The 20574-nt window shown below is 39.5% G+C and carries 22 protein-coding genes and 1 pseudogene; 10 read left to right on the top strand and 13 right to left on the bottom strand.

What is annotated here, in order from left to right; all coding sequences use genetic code 11:
- Positions 1 to 84 precede the first annotated feature (84 nt).
- The gene (locus FD723_RS05720; RefSeq protein ID WP_179064454.1) at positions 85 to 396 is read left to right on the top strand and encodes a hypothetical protein; all 312 of its coding nucleotides are present in this window, start codon (positions 85 to 87) and stop codon (positions 394 to 396) included.
- A gap of 90 nt (positions 397 to 486) precedes the next feature.
- Here FD723_RS05720 and FD723_RS42525 read toward each other — a convergent pair whose 3' ends face one another.
- The 4 genes and pseudogenes from FD723_RS42525 to FD723_RS05700 form a co-directional block, all read right to left on the bottom strand.
- Positions 487 to 687: a hypothetical protein gene (locus FD723_RS42525; RefSeq protein ID WP_256875084.1), complete on the bottom strand. Its 201-nt coding sequence runs from the start codon at positions 685 to 687 to the stop codon at positions 487 to 489.
- A gap of 37 nt (positions 688 to 724) precedes the next feature.
- Positions 725 to 889 (bottom strand): hypothetical protein, encoded by a 165-nt coding sequence (locus tag FD723_RS05710; RefSeq protein ID WP_256875083.1) that lies wholly within the window; start codon positions 887 to 889, stop codon positions 725 to 727.
- A 146-nt stretch (positions 890 to 1035) separates the two neighbouring features.
- Positions 1036 to 1932 (bottom strand): annotated as a pseudogene (locus FD723_RS05705) (reverse transcriptase domain-containing protein); the annotation flags it as partial.
- Complete coding sequence (locus tag FD723_RS05700; RefSeq protein WP_179064453.1) at positions 1901 to 2554, bottom strand: hypothetical protein; 654 nt, start codon at positions 2552 to 2554, stop codon at positions 1901 to 1903. The pseudogene FD723_RS05705 and the gene FD723_RS05700, both read right to left, overlap by 32 nt.
- A 70-nt stretch (positions 2555 to 2624) precedes the next feature.
- On the opposite strand from FD723_RS05700, the gene FD723_RS05695 reads away from it, so the two are divergent.
- The gene (locus FD723_RS05695; protein WP_179064452.1) at positions 2625 to 3974 is read left to right on the top strand and encodes an IS701 family transposase; all 1350 of its coding nucleotides are present in this window, start codon (positions 2625 to 2627) and stop codon (positions 3972 to 3974) included.
- 53 nt (positions 3975 to 4027) lie between these two features.
- Here FD723_RS05695 and FD723_RS05690 read toward each other — a convergent pair whose 3' ends face one another.
- The 4 genes from FD723_RS05690 to FD723_RS05675 all read right to left on the bottom strand — a co-directional run bounded on the left by FD723_RS05690 (position 4028) and on the right by FD723_RS05675 (position 5842).
- Positions 4028 to 4522, bottom strand: a complete 495-nt coding sequence (locus FD723_RS05690; RefSeq protein ID WP_256875082.1) for an IS630 family transposase — start codon at positions 4520 to 4522, stop codon at positions 4028 to 4030.
- Positions 4523 to 4587: 65 nt separating this feature from the next.
- Positions 4588 to 4989, bottom strand: a complete 402-nt coding sequence (locus FD723_RS05685; RefSeq protein ID WP_179064451.1) for a helix-turn-helix domain-containing protein — start codon at positions 4987 to 4989, stop codon at positions 4588 to 4590.
- Positions 4990 to 5138: 149 nt separating this feature from the next.
- Positions 5139 to 5609: a hypothetical protein gene (locus tag FD723_RS05680; RefSeq protein ID WP_179064450.1), complete on the bottom strand. Its 471-nt coding sequence runs from the start codon at positions 5607 to 5609 to the stop codon at positions 5139 to 5141.
- A gap of 17 nt (positions 5610 to 5626) precedes the next feature.
- Positions 5627 to 5842, bottom strand: coding sequence for a hypothetical protein (locus FD723_RS05675; RefSeq protein WP_256875081.1), 216 nt, complete (start codon positions 5840 to 5842; stop codon positions 5627 to 5629).
- A 199-nt stretch (positions 5843 to 6041) separates the two neighbouring features.
- Here FD723_RS05675 and FD723_RS42520 point away from each other — a divergent pair, with 199 nt between their 5' ends.
- The 3 genes from FD723_RS42520 to FD723_RS05665 all read left to right on the top strand — a co-directional run bounded on the left by FD723_RS42520 (position 6042) and on the right by FD723_RS05665 (position 7544).
- On the top strand, positions 6042 to 6164 hold the full coding sequence (locus FD723_RS42520) for a hypothetical protein (RefSeq protein WP_256875080.1): 123 nt from the start codon (positions 6042 to 6044) through the stop codon (positions 6162 to 6164).
- 9 nt (positions 6165 to 6173) lie between these two features.
- Positions 6174 to 7016, top strand: coding sequence for a hypothetical protein (locus FD723_RS05670; protein WP_179064449.1), 843 nt, complete (start codon positions 6174 to 6176; stop codon positions 7014 to 7016).
- Positions 7017 to 7085: 69 nt separating this feature from the next.
- A complete protein-coding gene (locus FD723_RS05665) occupies positions 7086 to 7544 on the top strand; it encodes a hypothetical protein (protein ID WP_179064448.1) in 459 nt (152 codons plus the stop codon).
- A 65-nt stretch (positions 7545 to 7609) separates the two neighbouring features.
- Here FD723_RS05665 and FD723_RS05660 read toward each other — a convergent pair whose 3' ends face one another.
- The 5 genes from FD723_RS05660 to FD723_RS05640 form a co-directional block, all read right to left on the bottom strand.
- The gene (locus FD723_RS05660; RefSeq protein ID WP_179064447.1) at positions 7610 to 8380 is read right to left on the bottom strand and encodes a hypothetical protein; all 771 of its coding nucleotides are present in this window, start codon (positions 8378 to 8380) and stop codon (positions 7610 to 7612) included.
- 44 nt (positions 8381 to 8424) lie between these two features.
- The gene (locus FD723_RS05655; RefSeq protein WP_256875079.1) at positions 8425 to 10068 is read right to left on the bottom strand and encodes a hypothetical protein; all 1644 of its coding nucleotides are present in this window, start codon (positions 10066 to 10068) and stop codon (positions 8425 to 8427) included.
- Positions 10069 to 10242: 174 nt separating this feature from the next.
- Entirely contained in the window at positions 10243 to 10470 is a 228-nt protein-coding gene (locus FD723_RS05650; protein WP_179064446.1) for a hypothetical protein, read from the bottom strand.
- 583 nt (positions 10471 to 11053) lie between these two features.
- Entirely contained in the window at positions 11054 to 11410 is a 357-nt protein-coding gene (locus FD723_RS05645; protein WP_256875078.1) for a hypothetical protein, read from the bottom strand.
- 22 nt (positions 11411 to 11432) lie between these two features.
- Positions 11433 to 13448, bottom strand: a complete 2016-nt coding sequence (locus tag FD723_RS05640; protein WP_179064445.1) for a hypothetical protein — start codon at positions 13446 to 13448, stop codon at positions 11433 to 11435.
- Positions 13449 to 13914: 466 nt separating this feature from the next.
- Between FD723_RS05640 and FD723_RS05635 the strand changes: the two genes are divergently transcribed.
- The 5 genes from FD723_RS05635 to FD723_RS05615 all read left to right on the top strand — a co-directional run bounded on the left by FD723_RS05635 (position 13915) and on the right by FD723_RS05615 (position 20370).
- Positions 13915 to 14055, top strand: a complete 141-nt coding sequence (locus FD723_RS05635; protein ID WP_179064444.1) for a hypothetical protein — start codon at positions 13915 to 13917, stop codon at positions 14053 to 14055.
- 334 nt (positions 14056 to 14389) lie between these two features.
- Entirely contained in the window at positions 14390 to 15934 is a 1545-nt protein-coding gene (locus FD723_RS05630; protein WP_179064443.1) for a sigma-70 family RNA polymerase sigma factor, read from the top strand.
- 16 nt (positions 15935 to 15950) lie between these two features.
- A complete protein-coding gene (locus tag FD723_RS05625) occupies positions 15951 to 17231 on the top strand; it encodes a DUF1822 family protein (RefSeq protein ID WP_179064442.1) in 1281 nt (426 codons plus the stop codon).
- Positions 17228 to 19630 carry a CHASE2 domain-containing protein gene (locus tag FD723_RS05620; protein ID WP_179064441.1) on the top strand — a complete coding sequence of 801 codons (2403 nt, stop codon included), beginning with the start codon at positions 17228 to 17230 and terminating at the stop codon, positions 19628 to 19630. The genes FD723_RS05625 and FD723_RS05620 overlap by 4 nt, the downstream gene beginning before the upstream one ends.
- Positions 19627 to 20370, top strand: coding sequence for a DUF928 domain-containing protein (locus tag FD723_RS05615; RefSeq protein ID WP_179064440.1), 744 nt, complete (start codon positions 19627 to 19629; stop codon positions 20368 to 20370). Before FD723_RS05620 ends, FD723_RS05615 begins: the two co-directional genes overlap by 4 nt.
- Positions 20371 to 20574: the final 204 nt, after the last annotated feature.

The following is a 20574-nucleotide window of genomic DNA, read 5'->3' as shown; positions in this document are numbered from 1 at the left end:
TAATCTAAAATTGCTTTGATACTTGAAGATATAATAATTACTCTGCTAATTTGCAGTACAGAAGAAAAGAAGCTTTACTTCGAGGTGTCCCTCTCACTTTTTAAAAAAGTTTCCACCTGGAATCCTGAATTGTCAGCAGTGCCTTTATCAATGGGCGAGGCTATTGAAATTGTTCGGGCTGAAGCTTATCGAAAGCGACCTAAATTCAACTCTTATGTATGTATAGCTGCCTCAATTCAATCTCTGCAACCTCATCCAAAGCCATTTTTATGGTATTGGTATATTGTGTTTGCCCCAGAAATTGATAAGCATATTTATTATTTAGATCGCAGTGAGATCGTTTTGCTTCTGGATGGTACAGTAATTGAGCCAAAAGTTATTAATATTTCAAATTAGTTCCTACTTTTTTAACAAATTCGGCGAAATTCCCCGTCCCTCTTCTGCAAGCGCTCAGGGACAGTCAAAGCAATTCACGCATGACCAATTTTATGAAATGGTCAAAGGAATCCCATTATCTTTGGGTTTTAAATTGAGAATAAACGGAACAGCTTTCAATACCCAATCGGACACTGGTGTATAACCCTCTTGTGTCACTTTGGTAGAAGCCAATCGTTGTAAGCCTTCTGGAGCTTCAATTTCTGGGTTTTGCCTATAAATTCTAGTTTCTGTTAATAAATAAAAGCTCAAAGCCTGATTCAATCAAAGGTTGAGAATTTCGCTTTGATTATTGTTTTCCAAAAGTGACATAATAGGGATAATTAGCAGCTTCTTCTCCAAAGCTAATAGAAAGCATATCTGTATGAATAATACCTGGATTGAGGGGTATAGCTGCCATACCAATTGGCAATTCTTGTGCCAAAGAACGAGTTAACAAAGTCGCAAGTCGCAAGTCACAAGTCGCAAGTGAAGAGTTAGAGTCGATGGAGGGTATTATCCCTCGCACCTCTCCTACAGAACCGAACGTAAGACTTTCGCCTCATTCGGCTCCCAGATATTCTTAAAGGTTAGCTTCTTTCTACTTCCTGTCCCAATCTGTTAGTAAGGGTTTTCGCTCTCAAGATGGTATGTAGATTTTGCTTCCTTTTTGCTCATGTGGATGTAATCGTGACAGCTTTCGTGTACGACTGTTAGGTTTTTATCCTTCCAGTTGCCATGATTACCGTCTATGTGGTGTAAGTGTGCCTTCTCTTCAGATAGCATCTTTAGACTGCAGCATCCGCACGTATGGCCTTGCTTTTGTAATAGTTTTGAGGTTTTGCCATCGTATAATTTACTATTGCGTTCGCTCCAATAAATTAAATCGCCGTCAAAAGGTGATTTGTTCCCTGTAACTTTGATGTGAGCAGATTCGGAGTAAGGAACCGCAGGAAACGCTTTTTTTATTAGCTTTTCAGTTGTGTACTTATCCTGTTTAGCTTCCTTGTTAAATACCTTAAAAGCTCTGTTGTCGATGTGCCAAAGTGAGAACCTTGACCCTTTCATCTTGCAGAACTTATGGTATTGTCTCCATCCTCTAACTATAGGTGCTAGCTTTTCAGCTTTCACTTTTGCACCATAATTCGAGTTGTTAACGATGGTTTTTACTTTCCTACGGAATTTCTTAAAGTTTTCCATTGAGGGAGTACTTTTGAATTTTCCGTTGTTCTGAACTTTAAAGTTCCAGCCAAGGAAATCAAACCCATCTGTCGCGGCGGTTATCCTTGTTTTCTTCTCGCTTATTCTTAATCCTCTGCTTGCTAGGAACTGGTTTATTTTGTCAAGTATTGCTTTTTCATCGTCTTCGGGTCGGAGGAAAAACACCATATCGTCGGCATATCTAACGCTTGCGTTTTTTATGTCTTTTCCTGGTGTGTTGGGGGTTATCCTTCTTCCTTTTATTCCGTGGTATTGATGTATATTTTCAATCCCATTTAGAGCGATGTTTGCTAATAGTAGTTAATTCGATAGCAAAGCGATCGCTCTTATTATTCCCTCCCTGATCCCAAATCATCGGCATGATAATTCTACCTGGGGCAGATGTACCCAGCGCTACCTCTTTAGTTTCATTGACATTGAGATTGGTTGTAGCTACAGGGGTGCGATTGAGGATACCTACCATTCCTGGAGTCAAGTTATCAGTTTTACTGTCAGTGCTTTTGGAGCCAATTAAAACTGTTTGAATACCAGGGTCTTCAGGAGTGGAAATGGATGTCCTAGCTGTTGGTTTCAAGCCTGTTGGAGTTTGAGTGTTAACAGCAACTTCTGACTGAGTTTCAGCTACTTTAGAGTTACCGATTTGCGACTGTCCCAGACTAGCTAGTTGGCTCCACTGCTGGAAAGGATCGACATTCCTTTCACGCTGTCGTATTGGTGATGAAGCTTGATAACTGACAGGATTGGGAGAAATATACCGCACTAGTGGGGGCGCAGGTTGAGAAATTCTTACAGGAGTTATTGGTGTTATGCGCGATGTAGGAGTTGTGCGCGGTGAAAAAGTCTCTTGAGGTCGAGATGGCGTTGGTTTGGGTTTATTTTGTAGAGTTGGACTTGGGGATTTAGCCGCAACAGGTTCCACTTTGATCCCTCTTTTGTTACTACGGGGAAAGTATAATCAGGAAGAAAACCAGAAACAGTAAGTAATAGGGATGGTTACGCAGCGCAGACAAGCAGTAAGCACAGTGGCCTTCATAGATAACTATTGTCAACACTATTGTTCAGTGTTTGAAGATGTGAGACATTTTGAAGCATTCAAATTTTTACATTTGGGAATGCTTTCAGAAATTAAGAGAAAATCTCTGCCAGAAATAGCTAAAACGGCGGGGCTAAAAGATAGCCAAACACTACATCATTTTTTAAGAGATGCGCTGTGGGATGTCAAAAAAATCAGAGAAATTAGGCTGTGGTTAACAAAAATGTTTATTGGGGAACGAGAAATAATTTTATGCATTGATGAAACAGGAGATCAGAAGAAAGGAAAATCTACAGATTATGTGACTCGTCAATATATTGGGAATTTAGGAAAAACAGAAAATGGCATAGTATCAGTAAATGCCTATGGGGTAGTAGATGGAATTACTTATCCATTGATATTTCAAATATTTAAACCTAGAAATAGACTGCAAGCAGGAGATAAATATAAAACTAAACCACAAATAGCAGTGGAAATAATTCAAGAAATAAAAGAGATGGGTTTAAAAATCAAGTTGGTATTGGCAGATAGTCTTTATGGAGAGAGTGGAGATGTTATTCGGGTATTAGAAAATCTAAATTTAGAATTTATTGTGGCAATCCGCTCGAATCATGGTGTATTGATGCCGCCGGGAAGCCGGAAACGTTATAACTCCTGGAAAGCTTATGAGCAAAAGCTTTCACACCGTAAAACAGAAACTCGTTATCTTCGAGAAATCATTTTTGGTCAACGCCGTCGCTTGAGATATTACCAAATCAGTAAAAGTAATGTTCCTGACCCTACAGGAGAAGAAAGCTGGTATGTTATGACTAATTTATCTGTTGACCTTCAACTCAACGTTGCTCGACTTTATAGTTTAAGAAACTGGATTGAATATGGCTTTAAACAAGTCAAAAATGAACTCGGTTGGGCTGATTTTCGCCTGACAGACTATGAAAGCATTGAACGCTGGTGGGAGATAATTTTTAGTGCCTATCTTCTAGTAAGCATTCAGGCGACTTATTTCCAGGTAGAGGCTGAGAAATTTGCCAACCAAAATCTTTCAAATCCTAGCTCTGATTACTCTTCACTTAGAGATTCATCAATTAGTCAGTTTAGTCAACATCGCCAGTGGGAACCTGGCATTACATGGAAAAGTTCTCTTAATAACTTGAGGCTCATTATTCAACCTTATATCTTTTACCATTTGCTCTTACCTTGGTTAGATGTATTCAATATTCCTGGGATGAAACGCTGTTTCCTTAAGTTGATTGAATTGATGAATGATTTTCGAGCTTCTCCGATTCGTTTCTCTATTGCTAGTTAGTCTTCTTCTCTATTTTTCTTTCCCGAAGGTAACAAAAGAGGGTTGATACCAATTTAATATGAAGCTGCATAGAAAAGAGCTTCGAGAATAAAGTTATAAGAAGAGATAGATATTACCTGCTCAAGTGTAAGTTGATTAAATATTTCTTGGATGCGATCGCGTAAATTCTGTAAAGAAGAGAAAAGCTGATTTTTGAGTGGTTTCTTGAGGAGCTGCCAAAGCCTTTCAATGGGATTGAGTTCAGGGGCTGAAGGTGGTTGAAACAGAGGAATAATAAATTCTTGCCAACGAATTGCTGAACTTGTATGAGCAGGTGCTTGGTCAACCTGTAAAATAGCGTAATCCCCACCTAATTGTTGAGATAGCCAGTTCAAAAACTGTTGAAAACACTCGCCATTCAGTTTTGGATATTCATAAAGAAAATGATCGCAAGTCTTTGGTTCAATTGCACCATAAATCCAAAAATTTTCCCGTGGCCATTTCACCTCAACAGTAGGCTTAACTCCAGAGGCAGTAATCACTTTTCCTGTAAGAGTTTTCAGTCCCACCCTCGTTTCATCCTGGCACAGGTAACGAACACACTTGCCGGGTGCTAGATGTTTTTCTAGACAATTCAGAATGATACCGAGTTTTTTTTAAACTCAGATACTAACTTTTCATCCTGCTTATGGCTTTGAGGACGTGGTACTTTTAATTTTGCCCCTAATCGATATCGAACCAATGCATAAACCGTTGCATACTCGATATCAAGCCCCTGCTCTTGCTTTAACCACTCTACTATTGCACCATAGCTACTAAAGCCTTTTCCTGTTTTTAACTCCTCTTCAAGTGCCGCGATCGCTCCTTCAGGAATTTTCCGTTTTGCTCCCGGAGCTTTTTTTATTTTCAATAATTCATCTAGCCCACCCGATCTATATTTTTGTAACCATCTTGTCACCGTTGATGTATCTTTAGCCAAGCGTTTTCCAATATCTTGCTGCTCCTTGGCCTGCCCGCTTTTTATCCACCACAGCATAATAAGTTTTTCTTTCTGGTTCCCTAAATTAGCTGTTTATAGGCGTTTTTTAAGTTCTTCTTCGCTCTCTGCGATTTCAATCTTAAAAGGGCGGCTCATGGTTATTTTAATTTATCGAGTTTGTTTTCTCTATTATATGCAGCTTCATATTAAATTGGTATGAGTTGTTGCTGTTGGTCTTGAAAGGCTAATCTGCTTTTCAGTTCGGCAGATTCATCTAAAACTGGTTCGCCTTTTGGAGATGTAGTAGGAGTTTGAACTACTTGTTTGACAGGAGGTTTCGGTTGGAGAAATCTAAACCAGATCAGTGCTACAGAGCCAATAACGATTCCCACTAAGGCAACTACTGAACCTAGTCGAACACTAGGTTTTTCTGCTAACGGTCGCTCTACTGCTCCTTCTGCATCTTGTTTCAAGCGATATTCTTCGGAAATGAGGTGACTTGCGGTAAGGTTATAACCTGCCAACAACTGCTCCTCTTCAAGGCTGATGTCATCATCAGCCACCAAAGTGGCTTGGTTAGAGCGATGATTGCCGTTAATACTGTTGAATTCTGACGAATAATCAGCAGAGTTCTCGTTTAGGTAGTCAAATTCATGGTTTTGATTTGAATTGGTCATAATTCTACCTTTTTCCTTTAGCGTCGTTGCTGAGAATTGAACTCAACCATCTTGGTAATTTGCAGTCCAGACGATCGCACTTCATAAATTTTCTGTTCTACCAGGGGGGCATCTTTACCTAGAGGAGATCGGGGAATCTCCACTGCTTGGACGGTAAAGGTGCGGTTAAAAGGAATACGCTCATCTCTACCAGTAGTACGGTCAACTAAGATGGTAAATTCCACGAAACTCATTGAAAAAATTACAGCTTCTGGATGATAATACTTCAGTAAATTTCCTGAAAAGACCTAATGTTATTTTTAAAAAATCTTCGTTTTCTTCGGATGACAGTAATAGTTTGTAGAGAATACGATGTGGTAAATAATTTCTATGTGTCCACAGCAAATAGGGCTTTGTGGAGTTCAGCACTACCAAACCTATTTGAACTAAAAAATGACGCAACCAAATTATCTAAAACTTGCAAAGCAGGGTGATGCACAAGCGATTGGTATTTTGATAAACCGCTCTCTCCAACCCAAAGGTATCAATGCCAAGATTGCTTTTAAAAATAGTTGATTAAAGGTAATGTTGGAATCAACTTCAGTCCCAGAGCAACAGGTTTTAGTTGAGTTTATTCGCAGAGGAATAACGAGTTTGAATATTTCATCCGTTAAAATAGTTCAGGTGTACGGACGACATACAGGTGAAGAGTTCCCGGCATGGAGCCAAGAATTTACATTAGCAGAGGAATTATTGCCTTCATCAAATTCATCGGAAATTAAATTAACAAATTCTCCTACAAAAAAACAATCACCAGATAAATCTTCAGAATATTATCAATCTACCTCTGGCAAAAAGCAATATGATCCAAAGGTAGTAATATTATCAGCTTTATGGAATTTTTGTAAGTGGTATATATCAGGATTTACTGGAAAATCCTATGAAGAAACTTATGTATCTTCTATATTTATCCGATCATGTCACCAAGGTTTAAGAATGTTTTTTAATATCATATTTATTATCTTAGGATTTATAATTTTAGGCTTGATCGTTAAACAAAACAATATTTCATTTCCAGCCGCTTCATCTGTTTCTTCATCTTCTGGAAGTGTATCTGAATCTTCTTCAATTCCTTCATCTGTCCCTGACGATGTGAATAAATTTGAATGTACTACACTTGCTAATGCTACCAATGCTACTACTAGTTCTAAGCCAGCGAGAGTAGACGCTATTTTATCTATCAAGTACACTGACAATAAATTAGTTCAGCTTGTGAAAGAATACGCGGCGGCTTTAACAGTAGAAGAATTAGCTTTTCAACACTACAAAACTACTGGCTTTGCCTCTTGGAAAGAGCAGACATATAACGATGCTAACAAACAATCCATAGAGAAGCTGAAAGAAATAGAGCAGTACTGCAATCAATGAAATAAGAACCAGAATAAAGATAATTCAGCAAGCAAATGTAGACACCTTTTTATAACACAAAGTAAATTTATGAATTTGACAGAATTAAAGTGGACTAAAAATGTAAATCATCAGGGTGATGATAAAGATTGGGCTTATCAAAATATTGACCCAGATTTAAATATTTTTCAATTAAATTGGAAAACAGAACAAGCAAAGAATGCCCTTAAGCCAGAGAAAGGCGAACTTATTCTTTTAAGACAACGTGCCAAAGTAACGCATATTGTCAAACTTCTGAACAAGACTTTGTATGAAGAGCCGGCCGATGGAGAATTTAGTATCTCCCGTCGCGTTCAAGTAGTTTGGATAGCAGATTTTTCAAGTGTACCTCCACAACAAGACATGGTGTTTGGTTATCATGTCCATCTTCAAGGGGGTAAAGTGATAAGGTTGGAAACGCCTACATTGAACAAACATTGGATTAGCCGAGGTGGATTAGTAGGATTTCAAAATCATGTTCTAAAAGCACTTAAATTAGAACGCGAGTAGTAATCGGGGTAAAATGAGCAGTGAGTGATTCCAAAAGTTACGCGCTTTGACTTGATGAGCCGCTTTCAATATTGCGATCGCCACGAATAAAACTGTACCAAACTCTTACGGCGATCGGCAGTATTGATGGCTGAAAGTTCCTTGGCTGTTTGAGCGGTTAAGGTGTTACTCAATGCCCTGTCAATGCGTGCTTGCTGGGCTTCAATAAGCATCCGCTCGTTGACGCGACTGCTAAGGGCAGTCTGTTGGGATAGGTTTTGCAAAATCTGTTGAGTGACATCTAAACTTTGGGATTCCTCACCCAAGCTGATGTTTTCTTGAGTATCTTGTTGAGTAGCTTGCTTAATTTGAGCCATCTGACTTTGGGCTGTTTGGCTCAAAGTAGCCTGATTAGCGATCTCTGTGGCAACTGTTCTAGTAGCATATTTACCAAGGTCTTCACGGATACCATAAGAGCTTTGACCATTGGTTTTGTTCTCCAAAGTTTCAGACAGCACGGCACCAGGGTCGTTGTTGGCTGAACCGTTCATGATTCCTGCCAAAACTTTGTTTAAATCTGGAATTTGAATTGCACCCAAGGCAGAATTGAGCAGATTGCCAAGAGGATTAAATAGGTCATTTTGAGCGAAATTTTTGACATCTCCCACAAAATCATTGATTTGAGATGCTGTGTCTGCGGTGAAAATACTACTACCAGTAGTTTTATTACTAACAGCAGCAGCTACCGGATCTCGACCGTTGTCTTGAGTACTGGCAAGGGCTGGACTGGCGATAGAACCAAGTGACAAAATTAGAATCGGTGCTATCAATCTGATAAAGGTAAGTTTAGATTTCATGATTCACCTTCCTTAATGCAGTTTTTAGATATATCAACTTGCAATCAGACTACTTTCAGCCTGTTGGCCATCGTTATTCTCTTGGCGATCGCTTTGCCCAACCTAGATGCTAGTAAAGCACTAACCTGATTTTGGATTTGGTTGAGTGCCTGTCGGTCAATTTCTTCAAAGGATCTCAGATTAAGGCGCTCTCTAGTGCAGAACTTGACGAAATCTGGTAGCGTGGGTATCTGCTGCCATTCTGGTGAAAGCCAGCCCATCTCAAAGGCTCGGTTGTAACGAGTAATAATTTCTGCGTCTTTTAAAAATACGTCCAAAGCTTTCACCAGTAAAGCATCAACCCGTTGAGCTAGATGGGGGTTTTCGACTTTCCCCATTGCGTTGCCGAAGGCGGGCGAAGCCATCGCAGTTAATGCTTTGCGAATAAAGTCCTTCCAAGATTCCATGCGCCGTTCCCGTTCTGACTTGTCGAACCGTCGCAAATCTGGGGGTTCCAGTAGGTTACTGCTGCCACTGGAAATATCGTAATATGCTCCTTGCTCGCCCAAAAGCTCAATCGCAGTTTTGAAAGTGCTGTTACCACTGGCAGAGATATCCATACCAACAACGGGAATATTGTTCGCTAATGCCTCTAAAGCAAAGCGCCATCCCAAAACGCTCTTTCCTGAGCCGGAAGTACCTGTAATTAGAGCGCGTCCAATCTGCTGGTGAAATAAGTCAACATAAATAGGCTTACCACCACGACTGGTAAGGAATTCCACACCTTGTTTATCGATGTCCTTGGGGACAGTTAGGGGCATAATTCCAGCTACAGTATGGGTATCTAAAGTTATTCTGCGTTCGCTGAGATTGCCTCCGTGCAGCAACCATTTGCAGGTAATCGGCAGGGTTTGCAGCCAAATTTCCCAAGCAATATTACGCTCTCGAATTACTTTGGCAGTCTCAAAACTGTTAGCTAATAAGTTGCAAGCATGGGTTAACTCTTGGGCACTGTGGCGGTAAATTAGAAATACAGGCGCACAGTGCAACGCTTTCGTGCCTTCATAAAGTCGTCGTTGGGCTTCAAAAGATTCCTCCTGTTTGATTTCCGCTCCAACGTCCCGTCCCTGTCCTTTGGTTATGGCTAAAGTGCGGGCTGTTTTGGATTGTTTTGCCTGACGCGCCAGGTTGTCTTGGATTAAGAAGTCATTGCTGCGGCTAATTTCAATCCAAGCTTCTGTATCGTGGACATAGCTGGAAGCAAGGATTTTCCAGACCCACTTTAGCTGTTCTTGGGCATTAGACCAACCGACGGGGGGATCTGTTACAACCATGACTCCACAAACCTTGCTTTTACCTGTGAGGTAAACTCGGTCATTATCTCCCCGATGTTCGGGACAGGCAGAGCGTCCCTGTTGTCCTTCAATCAGTAATGTACAAATGTGTTTATCGGTGGTTAGGGTTTCTGTTAACTCCAGTCCTGTCTCAGTCTCCTTCAGTGTAATGACTTGGGGAATAGGAGGTGCTGCACCCTCATTAAATCGATTCCAAAGCCACTGCCACAAATCTGTAGCATTGCAAGGTGTTACTTCTAAGCCAATTTTAGTATTGAGCAGCAATTCCCACTGAATGAATCCTTGCTGAAACCCTTGCAGTAAGAGCTTTTTGAAAAACTCTTCTTGGTAAATGCGTTTGTTCCCTGTAATCAATTCAACTGCCCAAGAGCCAAATTTTCTACATTTTTTCAGTCCACCAACAAATCAGATTTTCCACTTTGAATGGATAATGAATCAATATCGAGTGTTTAATTTTATTTTAAAAATATTTTATCTAAGCCTATAACTACTTCTTAAAGTAGAATTATGAATTTAGCAATTCATCAACTACCTCCTACTTTCTATAAACCGATAAATACCATACCCTGCTAATGCTAAAACTCCGCCTGTTGCAATAGCTAAGATGGCATCATGGGCTTGAACTGCTCGAAAAAATCGAAAGCCCTTAACGACCTTGAGAATGTTTTTTATTGTGTTTGTAGAAAAAGCATAAGTGGGGCTGCCCATAATAATCATTAATGCAACCATGAGTCCCAATGTAGCAATTGTTTTCATAGAAGAATCTAAGGTTAGATTAAGATTTTGTACACATATAAGCAGGGTTATCGGTCATAATCACCTGTGCTTTGAAGGGAAGGGGACAAAGTAAGGTTGCGATTTTACTTTTTGGCACCTGTGCTTTGATGTTTCAGTTGAGGGATGGACGTTGAGTTGACACCTTGATATGTTGCAATCGGCATAACCATTAAAACCGCGATAAATGTCTTGAATCTCGGTTCACGAATTGAGAGGTAATAAAATTATCTAGATACCTTTAGCGCAGGTTTTGATTAGGCTTTTATCAGGACTTTAAGGCAGTACGAGGTGGCTCATAAATACAAATTCTATAGGATGTTTTCCTTTTTGGAGATACTTTTGAGTTTACTGAATTTTCTACAAGTTTTTAGTATGTATCGCTACAAAAGAGAAATGACAAAATGTACTTTAAACAACATCTGCAAATCAAAAAGTAGAGTTAAGCTTAATTACTAAGAAACACAGGCAACAAGAAACGTGAAGTCAATCACATTGACTGTTACCGTATTTCGTTTCTCATATAGCGTTTGTTGTGCCTAACGGTTATATACCAATAAGACAGTCAGGGTTCCAACCCGCTTAAGAAAATAGCTTGGGCTGGAGTTGTAAAAGTATCGATTAAAGCGGTAACAGTGATAATGGCGGCAACAATATGCCAGAAGCGAATTTTTCTACCTAAATACTTTTCTAAAATTGGTACTGTCCGAATTACGTACCCAATACTCAAGAAAACAATGGTGGCACATCCCAAAATAGTGACGAATATGGGTTTGGTTGCTAATAAATAAATTCCAATCGCAAGACATAGTAAAATGAAAAGTAAGTCTGTGCGGTTGATTTTCAGGTTTCTCAAGTTGGTTGAAAATTTCCGAGATGACAGCAGTTTTAACTGAGAAATGTGAGATTTTGTGTTGTTCATTTTTCTCTTCTCGTTTGTAGAATTAAACTTGCATTTCTGGTTTGCTGGCTTTTCTTTGAGTTTGTTTCTGGCGTTGCCTTGCAGTATCTTTATCAGTCTGGGCTTGGGTAGAGCGAGTTGATTGCTGATTGTCCAGTAGGGTTTCTATCTCACGCAGGGGGATGCTACACTGCAAAATCTCCGGAGGCTGCCCTGGTACTAAAACGGCATCAAGCACTTGTTCATCGTTACGATTAGGGTTAAATCCTTGAAGTAGGCGTGTACCATTGGGCAGTTTTACTACTTCAAACTCGTACTTGACTTTGCCCTTTTCAGTCCAGGTGAATGTCGGTTCATCATTGCTGTTAAATCGGTTAGGTAGTTGTTCTTGAAATTTTTGAATTAATGCTTGGGTGCTGGCTTTGAGAGCGTATTCTTCTTTCGACTGTGGCAGTTTGCAGATGCCCGTTTTTTCATCAGGGGTGAGATTGTCTTGTGCGATCGCCCACTGTCCCTGAGTGCGAGTACCAGCAAAGAGTGTTTCACCTTGGGTATTTTCTAAGGCTATGGCTACCTGCTTATCCTGTGCTTCTACCCATAAAGTTTTGTTACTGGAAATGGCGATACCTGTTTGGGGTGATTGGTCAAATAACTCACTAGCTACTTTGGCAAACCCCACTAAAGCATCGGCACAAGCAGCTTGTTGTTGCTGTGCTTGGCGTTTCGTCAAATGTTCTAAAATGTCAACGTTTGCTGGTTGCTGGTTAGCAGAGTTAGGTTGGACAATATCTGCATCAGTTTCTGACTCGACAGCAGTAGAATTATTCTGTGGTGCTGCCATCTGTTTTTCCAATCGGCTAACTACCATTTCTAAACGGTCAAGTCGCTTGGAAAGAACTTTCAGGTAGGCTTCAATTTGGTCAAGCTGTTCGCTGACGCTGGTATCCTTATCTAATTCAAATGGTTGAGATTGGTATTTGGGGTCTAGTTTGTCACCAAGATTATCTACTTTCGAGCCGATTTTGGTAGCAGCTACAGCCAGTGGATTATCTGTGACTGATTCTTCAGATACAGTTTGAAAATCTTGAGACTTTTGAGACTCTGGTGAGTCCGGCTTTGCTTCTTGCAAGCGACTGGCTATATTATCTACGCGGTCATTCTGCTGTTGCAGTTCTTTGAGAATTCGTTCAAGCCGCTTTTCATCAGCTTCAGCTGCTAGCTGTTCCAAAACACCTTGTCCCACCGCAATTCCCAGAGATGCCAGTTCACCTGTTAAGCCTGCCAAATTCACCCCATTCACTTCTCGCCCATTGGTGGCAGCTGTGGCACTTAAACGCGAAGCTTCGTCTAGAGGCTCTCTGGATTTGGAGTTTTTGGCAGCAGTTTTATTGGTCTTAGCTCTGTCCTGAGTTTTAGGTTGTGTTTTAGGCTGAGAATTACTTTGGGTTTTAGTTGAAGTTTTGGCTTGAGTTTTAGTTTGGGCTGCGCTAACACGACTAACAGATGGCTCGTCTTCTTCACCTAAGTCATCTAGGTTAGGGTTGAAATCGTCATTTAATAGGTCGTCTAGTTCATCGTTTGTATGATCTATTTCTTCATTTTCTTCATCTAAATCGAGCAGGTCATCTTCTAATTCATCATCGAGATCATCTAGTTCTGTTTCAGCAAAACCGCAAATTTCAGCAATGTTAGAAGGGGTGAAGTAGTTTTCATCTTTGCTGGTAATTCCTTCTAGGTTTTTAATCAAGTACTTGCCACTGGTTCTGTGGTTCGGATCATTGGTGAGATAGAAGCGATAGCCTCTAATCTCGTCATCATCTCCACCTCCAACACAGAGTTCTACTGTGATGGGGGCTTTACCTGATTCCTGGCTGTAATTTTCTACATAGGCTTTAAAGTCTTCGTGGGATTGGATAGAATCATCCTGAATTGAGGATGCGATCGCTTTATCCAATGTATTTTCAATATGGCGGAGTTTGCGGCGATCTGTCAGGTTTTCCCATGAGCGATTTTGAGAATTTTGTCTTTGCTTAGGTTTGGTCAGTGTTTTGGTAGCCATAGGTACTCAAAGCTGATTGCCTTAGCAGTTAACCTAACAAGACTTGATCTGGAAACAGCTAGACCAAATGGCGATTTATAAGTTGTCCAGTTGGCTAATATTGACAGTTAGCAGTTTTATGAACAAATATCTTCAAGCTAATACCATTTTGGAGGAAGATAGAGACTAAAGTATTGATTTTGTCGCAAATTAACCCAAAAATCTCATACAGTTTTTATGTAGATTTTTGAACTTTTTCATCAATGCAACCTCAACTAGATCGTTAACACCATCGCAAATCGAGTCTAGATTGCAGCGAAATCCACTTCTACCAAAATAGGATATATTGATTCAACCACTTTAGCTGGTAATTTCTTTTTCAAAAATCACCTTGGCTGCTACTCGCTTGGTTACTTAAAATGATTATCATTCTATGTATTGCTGATTTTATTTTTTGGAAGTCCCTTAGTGGGATAGGTTCAAGAAATTGACCGTTTATGATTTGCGATCGCCCTTCGCAGAGTGTTCAGGTGGATCTTTCTTTGCCTACGGGACGCTACGCGAACGAGCATCTTGCCAACGGGAGCAACGCGATTTTGTGATACTTTTGAAATTTTCTGCTTCATAGCGAAATTCGTAGCTTTTTGGGATGACACCGCATAAATCGTCTGAGTCCGCCCCAACATTAAAGTAAGAAACTTAACTTTTCTTCCAAGCATCATGCTTAACGAGCCGGAGTCTCAATGGTTACAAATTGCTATCACCTGACCTTGGACAACGCAATTATGACACTTAGCATGAGACAAATATGATGTAACCCCACGCTTCCTACACCTGCTATTCGATTTGACAAATATTGGCAAGGTTTTGGATCACACCTTAAAAAGGCTATTTTTTATACAGTTTATTAAATAAAAATCCATAAACAAATCAATTTTGAAGCGTGCGCCAATCAGGTCATAATGTTAAATCAATTACCCATATTGTCTAGCCTTCAGCACTTAGTTAATCGATTCTATATGTACATGACTGTAGATAATTCAATTGGTCGCAGAGCAATTCAATGGAAACCTGAACCACATTTACAGCGTAATATTGATTTATATAAAACTCAACACGACCAATTTGCAGCATTATTACATCAAAAAAATGAGCAAGGCTTAGTTCAATTCTGGCTCGATATGGCGCTAAATAACTTGCCTTCAAAATATAATTGGGAACCCGAAAACCGCATCCAAAAAGCATGGGAACATTTAAGTTTGTATTGTGAGGAAAGTTGCTATCGTGCTGCTTCACAAGTATGGAAAGAGAACCAATATAAATGTTGGGAAGAATATATTTTTTTTGCAAGGTGCTTAGTTTATGATCCCGTGAAATTTCGAGAAATTTTGGCTAAGTACGACCCTAAAATTTCGCCACTTTACGCTTACATAATTGAAGTTTTGCGAAAAACTATTAAAGACGAGGGTGCAGTTGCCAAATTTTCCAAATGGCGGTTGTTGTGCAAAAAAAGTAACAAAGAACTGAAAGAAGCACTAATTCGATATGGTATATGTGAACCGGAGGTTTCCAGATTTTTGTTTGCTTGTAAATATTTTAAACAAGTTTATCAATTCAATAAAATCCAAAACCCTGCAACTCGCATCGGACAACGTTGGGTAGAACCAGATAGTAATGACTTTCAAGAAGCAGCACAATATTACAACGCGGAAAAAGTACTAGCTGTAGCACCGCATCAAGTCGCAGTCGGTAAAAATGTGACTGGAGAACAGCTGCAAGGGTGGATGGAAACCTGCATTACCGCTTTGCAAAATTACCCCCAGTCAATTGCCCCAAGTATTTCCCTGGAAGTAATGGGTACAGTTAGTTGTAAAATTGAGTCAGATGGGGGTTTTCACCTGGAAATAGAAGATTCTACACCTGAGCAAGAAAGCCTTTGTCAGCGAACGCAGGTGGTGTTACAACACGAATTACTGGCGCTCAATGACGACCAAAAAGAAATTTTAGATCTTTACTATGGATTGGGATGGAATCAAAAACAAATCGCTGCAAAATTTGCAGTTACCCAAGGAGCGATCGCACGTCGTTTACAAACTATTGAGCGCAGGCTAATTAATGCGGTATATTCATTAAAACAACCGCCGCAATGGGTCACTGGGTACGTGAAAAACTGGTTGAACTATAATTACGAAACTCCCGATTGTTCTGATTTAATTCAGGCAGCGTTGGTTACAGCCGTCAAACAACTGAACACTCAATCTCAGGATTTATTGCGGCTTTACTATGGACAAAAACTAGACACTAATGCTATCAGCAACCAACTTTGTATTCCCCCAGACAGAGTGAACGAATTACTCTACCAAACAAATTCTGAATTAGAAACTGTATTACTCAAACAAATTGACATAATGATTAGAAAATTTTTAAATATCTGGCTAACTAAACAATATAAACATATCAAATATCATAGCTTCAACTCCAAATTTCAACACTTAATATTGACATAAAAATCGTAAAAAATATATGTTAGTATATCTACCTTTGTTGTATGATAAATACAATAATAAACAAACCAAATTAGCTTTGAAAAACCAATTATTGTTGCGAATACCTACCTCCATACAACAGCAAGCCTGGAAAGACGCACAACAGCATTCTCATAAACTCGCGCAGTACAGTGCTTATTTGAATCGTGTTTGCTTATATACATTTTTAGACTGGCTGAATAACCAACTTTCTGATGAAGCGTTATCCAATTTTTCAATTTATCCTAGTGAAGATGGCTTAGGCAGCATTTTAGAAGTAGTAAATGGTACTGCAATCGAGATTGGTACGCGGCGAATTATCCTTATCCCCAACGAAAACATAGGTTCAGGATCACTGCGAGTTCCTCAAGAGTGGATAGATATCCCTACTTTTGTAGGTGACTATTACTTAGCCGTACAGCTTTATTTAGAAGCAAATGCAGATGAATGTACATTGACAATACAGGGGTTTGCAACACATCGTCAAGTCAAACAGTTGAGCAAGTACGATCCACGCGATCGCACTTATATATTATCAACAGATCAGTTAATCACAAGCCTCACAGTTATGCAGCTAACACTAGGTATGCAAATGCGTGAGGAAGTCCCAGAATTACCTACTTTATCTGAACCTGATGCTCAAAGTTTATTAGAGATGTTAGGAGATGCATCTATTTATTCTCCACGTTTGCGAGTTAATATACCATTTGCACAATGGGCAGCATTGCTGAATAATGATGAATGGCGGCAGCAGTTATATCTGCGACGGACAGGTAGATTCGTGACAAAAAGTAAAGTAAAAACTAACAATTTGAGTAAATGGTTACAAAATACCTTCGATGATGGTTGGCAATCTCTAAATACACTATTTAATCAAGAATCTGGAAATTTAATTTATAGTTTTAGAAACAATGAGGTAGCAGCTAAAGGTATATCTGTAGACGGGATCAAACTAATTGATTTGGGGATGCAATTGAGTAATCAATCAGTTGCACTTTTGGTTGGTTTGACACCAGGAAGTGATGGAAAAGTAGCTGTGCGCGTGCAACTACATCCAGCTAAAGGACAAACTTACTTACCGCCTAATATCAAATTAGCTTTAATTTATCAATCAGAGTCTATTCTTCAGGAAATTAAATCGCGGATTCAAGATAACTTTATTCAATTGAAACGATTTATTTGCCCACCAGGAAAAACCTTTAAAATTCAGGTGTCTATTGATGAGTTTAAAGTGACTGAAGAATTCGTAATTGAACCATTTAAATTGACACAGCAATGAGTAAGTTAGTTATCTTAAACCTGGGAAAAGGTAACTTGCATTCAGGTTTTTCTTTTGTGACTATTCAGCTATTCTGCGAAAAGTCACTTGACGAGCCTCTACAAGAAGAGGATAATTCACAATGGAGACAATTTCAAGGTAGTTTACCAGCTAGCCCGATTCTTCTTGACCTATATCGCCGTTGGCAATTATTATATGAATTAATCTACGAATCTCGCTACATAAATGTAGGTTTACGCCAACCTCAGCTAAAGGATGAAGATATTAAAATTGATGATGCTGATGTTACCCACTTTTCCGATGTAGATTTTTATAAAGTATGTGATGAGTTACAGAAACAAATCGATATCTGGCTAGATGCTGAAGAGTTCCGCCACATTGATCGCCAATTACGGATGCAGTTAAGCAGTGATGATGAAATCCGCTTTATTATTCAAAGTGAAGATATATTGCTTAGGAAACTCCCTTGGCATCTTTGGCGTTTTTTTAGTGATTATCCCAAAGCAGAAGTTGGTTTAAGTTCCATCGAATTTGAAACCAAAACTCAGGTTAAAAATCATACTCAACAAGTAAAAATATTAGCTATTTTAGGTGATAGCAAAGGAATTGATATTGACACAGATCGGAAGATATTAGAGAGTTTACCATCTGCTAAAACAGTATTTTTAGTAGAACCAAAACATTCAGAATTAGATGCACTACTTTGGGATAATCAAGGATGGAATATTATATATTTTGCCGGACATAGCTACAGCAGTAAGGAAGATAATACTGGTTATATACACATAAATAAAAATGAATATCTAAGTATAAAATATTTTACTAATGGTCTGAAAAAAGCTTTAAAAAATGGGTTGCAAATAGCGATTTTTAACTCTTGTGATGGCTTGGGGTTAGCACAGAAATTAGAGGATTTACATATTCCCCAAATTATTGTCATGCGTGAAAGAGTGCCAGATAAAGTAGCGCAGGAGTTTCTGAAGCAATTTTTAATAAACTTTGCGGAAGGCCAATCATTTTATTTATCAGTGCGACAGGCACGGGAAAAGTTACAGGGTTTAGAAAGTGAATTTCCGGCTGCTAGTTGGTTGCCAGTAATTTTTCAAAATCCAGCAGAAATATCACCTCTTTGGGAAAATTTAAGAGGTAAAAACCAAGAATTAAAGAAATATATTTCGTGTTCATCATGTCAGTTAAAAATCAATTATAAAATAACTTTAACTGCTAGTTTGATTGTCACTAGTTTGATGACATTAATTAGATATTTTGGGATATTACAGCCTTGGGAAATGAAAGCGTTTGACCATCTAATGCAGATGCGATCGCCGGAATCAGAAGACAGTCGTCTATTAATTGTTGGCGCAGATGAAAAAGACATCCGCACCTATGGTTATCCTCTACCAGATGCTGTAATAACTCGACTTTTGGACAAATTGCAGCAGTATCAACCCGCAGCTATTGGATTGAGTATTGTCCGCGATTCACCTGTACCAATTAATGATACAGCTAGTAATCAAGCACTGATTAATCATTTCCAGAAAAATCACAACCTGATAGCTGTATGTGCTTTGAATAACAGTCCAGAACAAAGCATTGCACCTCCATCCCAAAGTCCAGAAATCCCATTAGGTTTTGTTGACTTATTTGACGACAAAGATAAAATAGTCCGTCGTTATCTTTTATCCCGTAGCGAAAATCCGATATCTGAAGCTTCACCCTGTACTACCAAATATTCCTTTGGCTGGCAATTAGCGTATCAATATCTTAATGCCAAAAAAATTCCAGTAGCAACCTTTAAAGATGATTGGAAATTTGGCACATTTGTCATCAACCATCTGGAAAAATCTAGTGGGGGGTATCAAAACTTAGATGCACGGGGAAACCAACTGCTGATTAATTACCGCCATACTCTAGACCCCATTCATATTGCTCAACAAGTCACCCTGAGAGATATTTTGAATGCAGATAGCGAGCGCTTTAACCCCGCTTGGGTGAAAAATAGAGTTATCCTGATTGGTGTAGTTGCACCAAGTGTCAAAGATCCACATCAGACACCAGAAGGTGAAATGCGATCGCTTTACATCCACGCCCATGTCGTCAGCCAATTACTCAGCACCGTAGAAGACCACAGACCACTATTATGGTGGCTACCAAAATGGAGTGAAACTCTATGGATATTTTGCTGGTCATTGACGGGAAGTATTGTGATTTGGCGTGTCAAAATCTCACTTCACCGAGGCTTGGCACTTGGTATATGCAGTGCTATGTTATACGGAATCTGCTGGAGTATCTTCGCTTTGGGTGGGTGGATACCACTGATTCCAGGAATTATTGCCTTGGTCGCCCCTTGGGGTGTTATTTGGTTAGGTAATACCGTTTACAACAAACAACAGACATGAAACAGGTTGGGATTTTTATCAGGTTTATCTGTAGTGGGATTTTGATGTTGGGTACACAAGGACTCGAACAACCAAATTTATCTGCAAATTCGCCGCCACCACCACCTGCAACAGGTACGCCAAAAGGAAATTCCACACCCGGAACAACGCGCCCAGAAGCGACGTGTAAGCAGACGAATAAAACACTGACAGCACTTAACGCCAACAATGGCAATGATTTTACAAACTCTCCATATCCCAGCTTTTGGTTTTACGTGCCTTACACCCAGGACGATGTTAAACACGCAGATTTTTTACTACTTGATGGACAGGAACACAAAACGATTTACCATACAGCAATTAAGCTAGCTGCAAAACCAGGACTGATCAAAATTACCCTACCGACAAATTCCCAAAACTTACTAGATCCCAACCAAAATTACCGTTGGTATTTGATGGTGAACTGTTACACCAGTCATAGTGATGAACCGGATGTCGTTGTCGATGGCTGGATACAACGCAAAATAGTTGATGGTGATCGCTGGCAAAATCTCCAAACGGATGAGTCACAAAAACTTATTTTTTATACTAAAAATAATCTTTGGTACGATGCAGTCAATGATGTGGCAGAACTGCATTTTCAATACCCGAATGATGCTGGTATTCAAGCAGCTTGGAATAATTTACTCAAACAATTAAATAAAGAATCGGTAGCACAAGAAGCATTCGTCGGTTCGATAATGCTTTCAACTCAGAAGTGATGTACTAATTAGCCGTCAGAAACTGCGTACACCATGACGCATAAAAATGTGCATAGGGGAGCCACTGCGTTTTTGTCTCCCTGCGTCGGAAAGCAAGTGGTGTCATAAACTATGGGGAATAGAGGATTACCTCAGATACCCCACCTTGCCTCAACAAATATAACTGAAAAGTATTGATGTGCTAAAGGGCGATCGGACCATCTT

It is taken from the genome of Nostoc sp. C052, assembly GCF_013393905.1.
Lineage (GTDB): Bacteria > Cyanobacteriota > Cyanobacteriia > Cyanobacteriales > Nostocaceae > Nostoc.
Note: the sequence above shows the minus strand (reverse complement) of the source record. Positions and strands in the feature narration are given on the sequence as shown.

Coding starts and splice junctions, on each gene's coding strand:
- FD723_RS05695 (WP_179064452.1), top strand. CDS start 2,625: ATGGTTACGCAGCGCAGACAAGCAGTAAGCACAGTGGCCTTCATAGAT.
- FD723_RS05685 (WP_179064451.1), bottom strand. CDS start 4,989: ATGCTGTGGTGGATAAAAAGCGGGCAGGCCAAGGAGCAGCAAGATATT.
- FD723_RS05680 (WP_179064450.1), bottom strand. CDS start 5,609: ATGACCAATTCAAATCAAAACCATGAATTTGACTACCTAAACGAGAAC.
- FD723_RS05675 (WP_256875081.1), bottom strand. CDS start 5,842: ATGAGTTTCGTGGAATTTACCATCTTAGTTGACCGTACTACTGGTAGA.
- FD723_RS42520 (WP_256875080.1), top strand. CDS start 6,042: ATGACGCAACCAAATTATCTAAAACTTGCAAAGCAGGGTGATGCACAA.
- FD723_RS05670 (WP_179064449.1), top strand. CDS start 6,174: ATGTTGGAATCAACTTCAGTCCCAGAGCAACAGGTTTTAGTTGAGTTT.
- FD723_RS05665 (WP_179064448.1), top strand. CDS start 7,086: ATGAATTTGACAGAATTAAAGTGGACTAAAAATGTAAATCATCAGGGT.
- FD723_RS05660 (WP_179064447.1), bottom strand. CDS start 8,380: ATGAAATCTAAACTTACCTTTATCAGATTGATAGCACCGATTCTAATT.
- FD723_RS05650 (WP_179064446.1), bottom strand. CDS start 10,470: ATGAAAACAATTGCTACATTGGGACTCATGGTTGCATTAATGATTATT.
- FD723_RS05645 (WP_256875078.1), bottom strand. CDS start 11,410: ATGAACAACACAAAATCTCACATTTCTCAGTTAAAACTGCTGTCATCT.
- FD723_RS05640 (WP_179064445.1), bottom strand. CDS start 13,448: ATGGCTACCAAAACACTGACCAAACCTAAGCAAAGACAAAATTCTCAA.
- FD723_RS05630 (WP_179064443.1), top strand. CDS start 14,390: ATGTTAAATCAATTACCCATATTGTCTAGCCTTCAGCACTTAGTTAAT.
- FD723_RS05625 (WP_179064442.1), top strand. CDS start 15,951: ATGTTAGTATATCTACCTTTGTTGTATGATAAATACAATAATAAACAA.
- FD723_RS05620 (WP_179064441.1), top strand. CDS start 17,228: ATGAGTAAGTTAGTTATCTTAAACCTGGGAAAAGGTAACTTGCATTCA.
- FD723_RS05615 (WP_179064440.1), top strand. CDS start 19,627: ATGAAACAGGTTGGGATTTTTATCAGGTTTATCTGTAGTGGGATTTTG.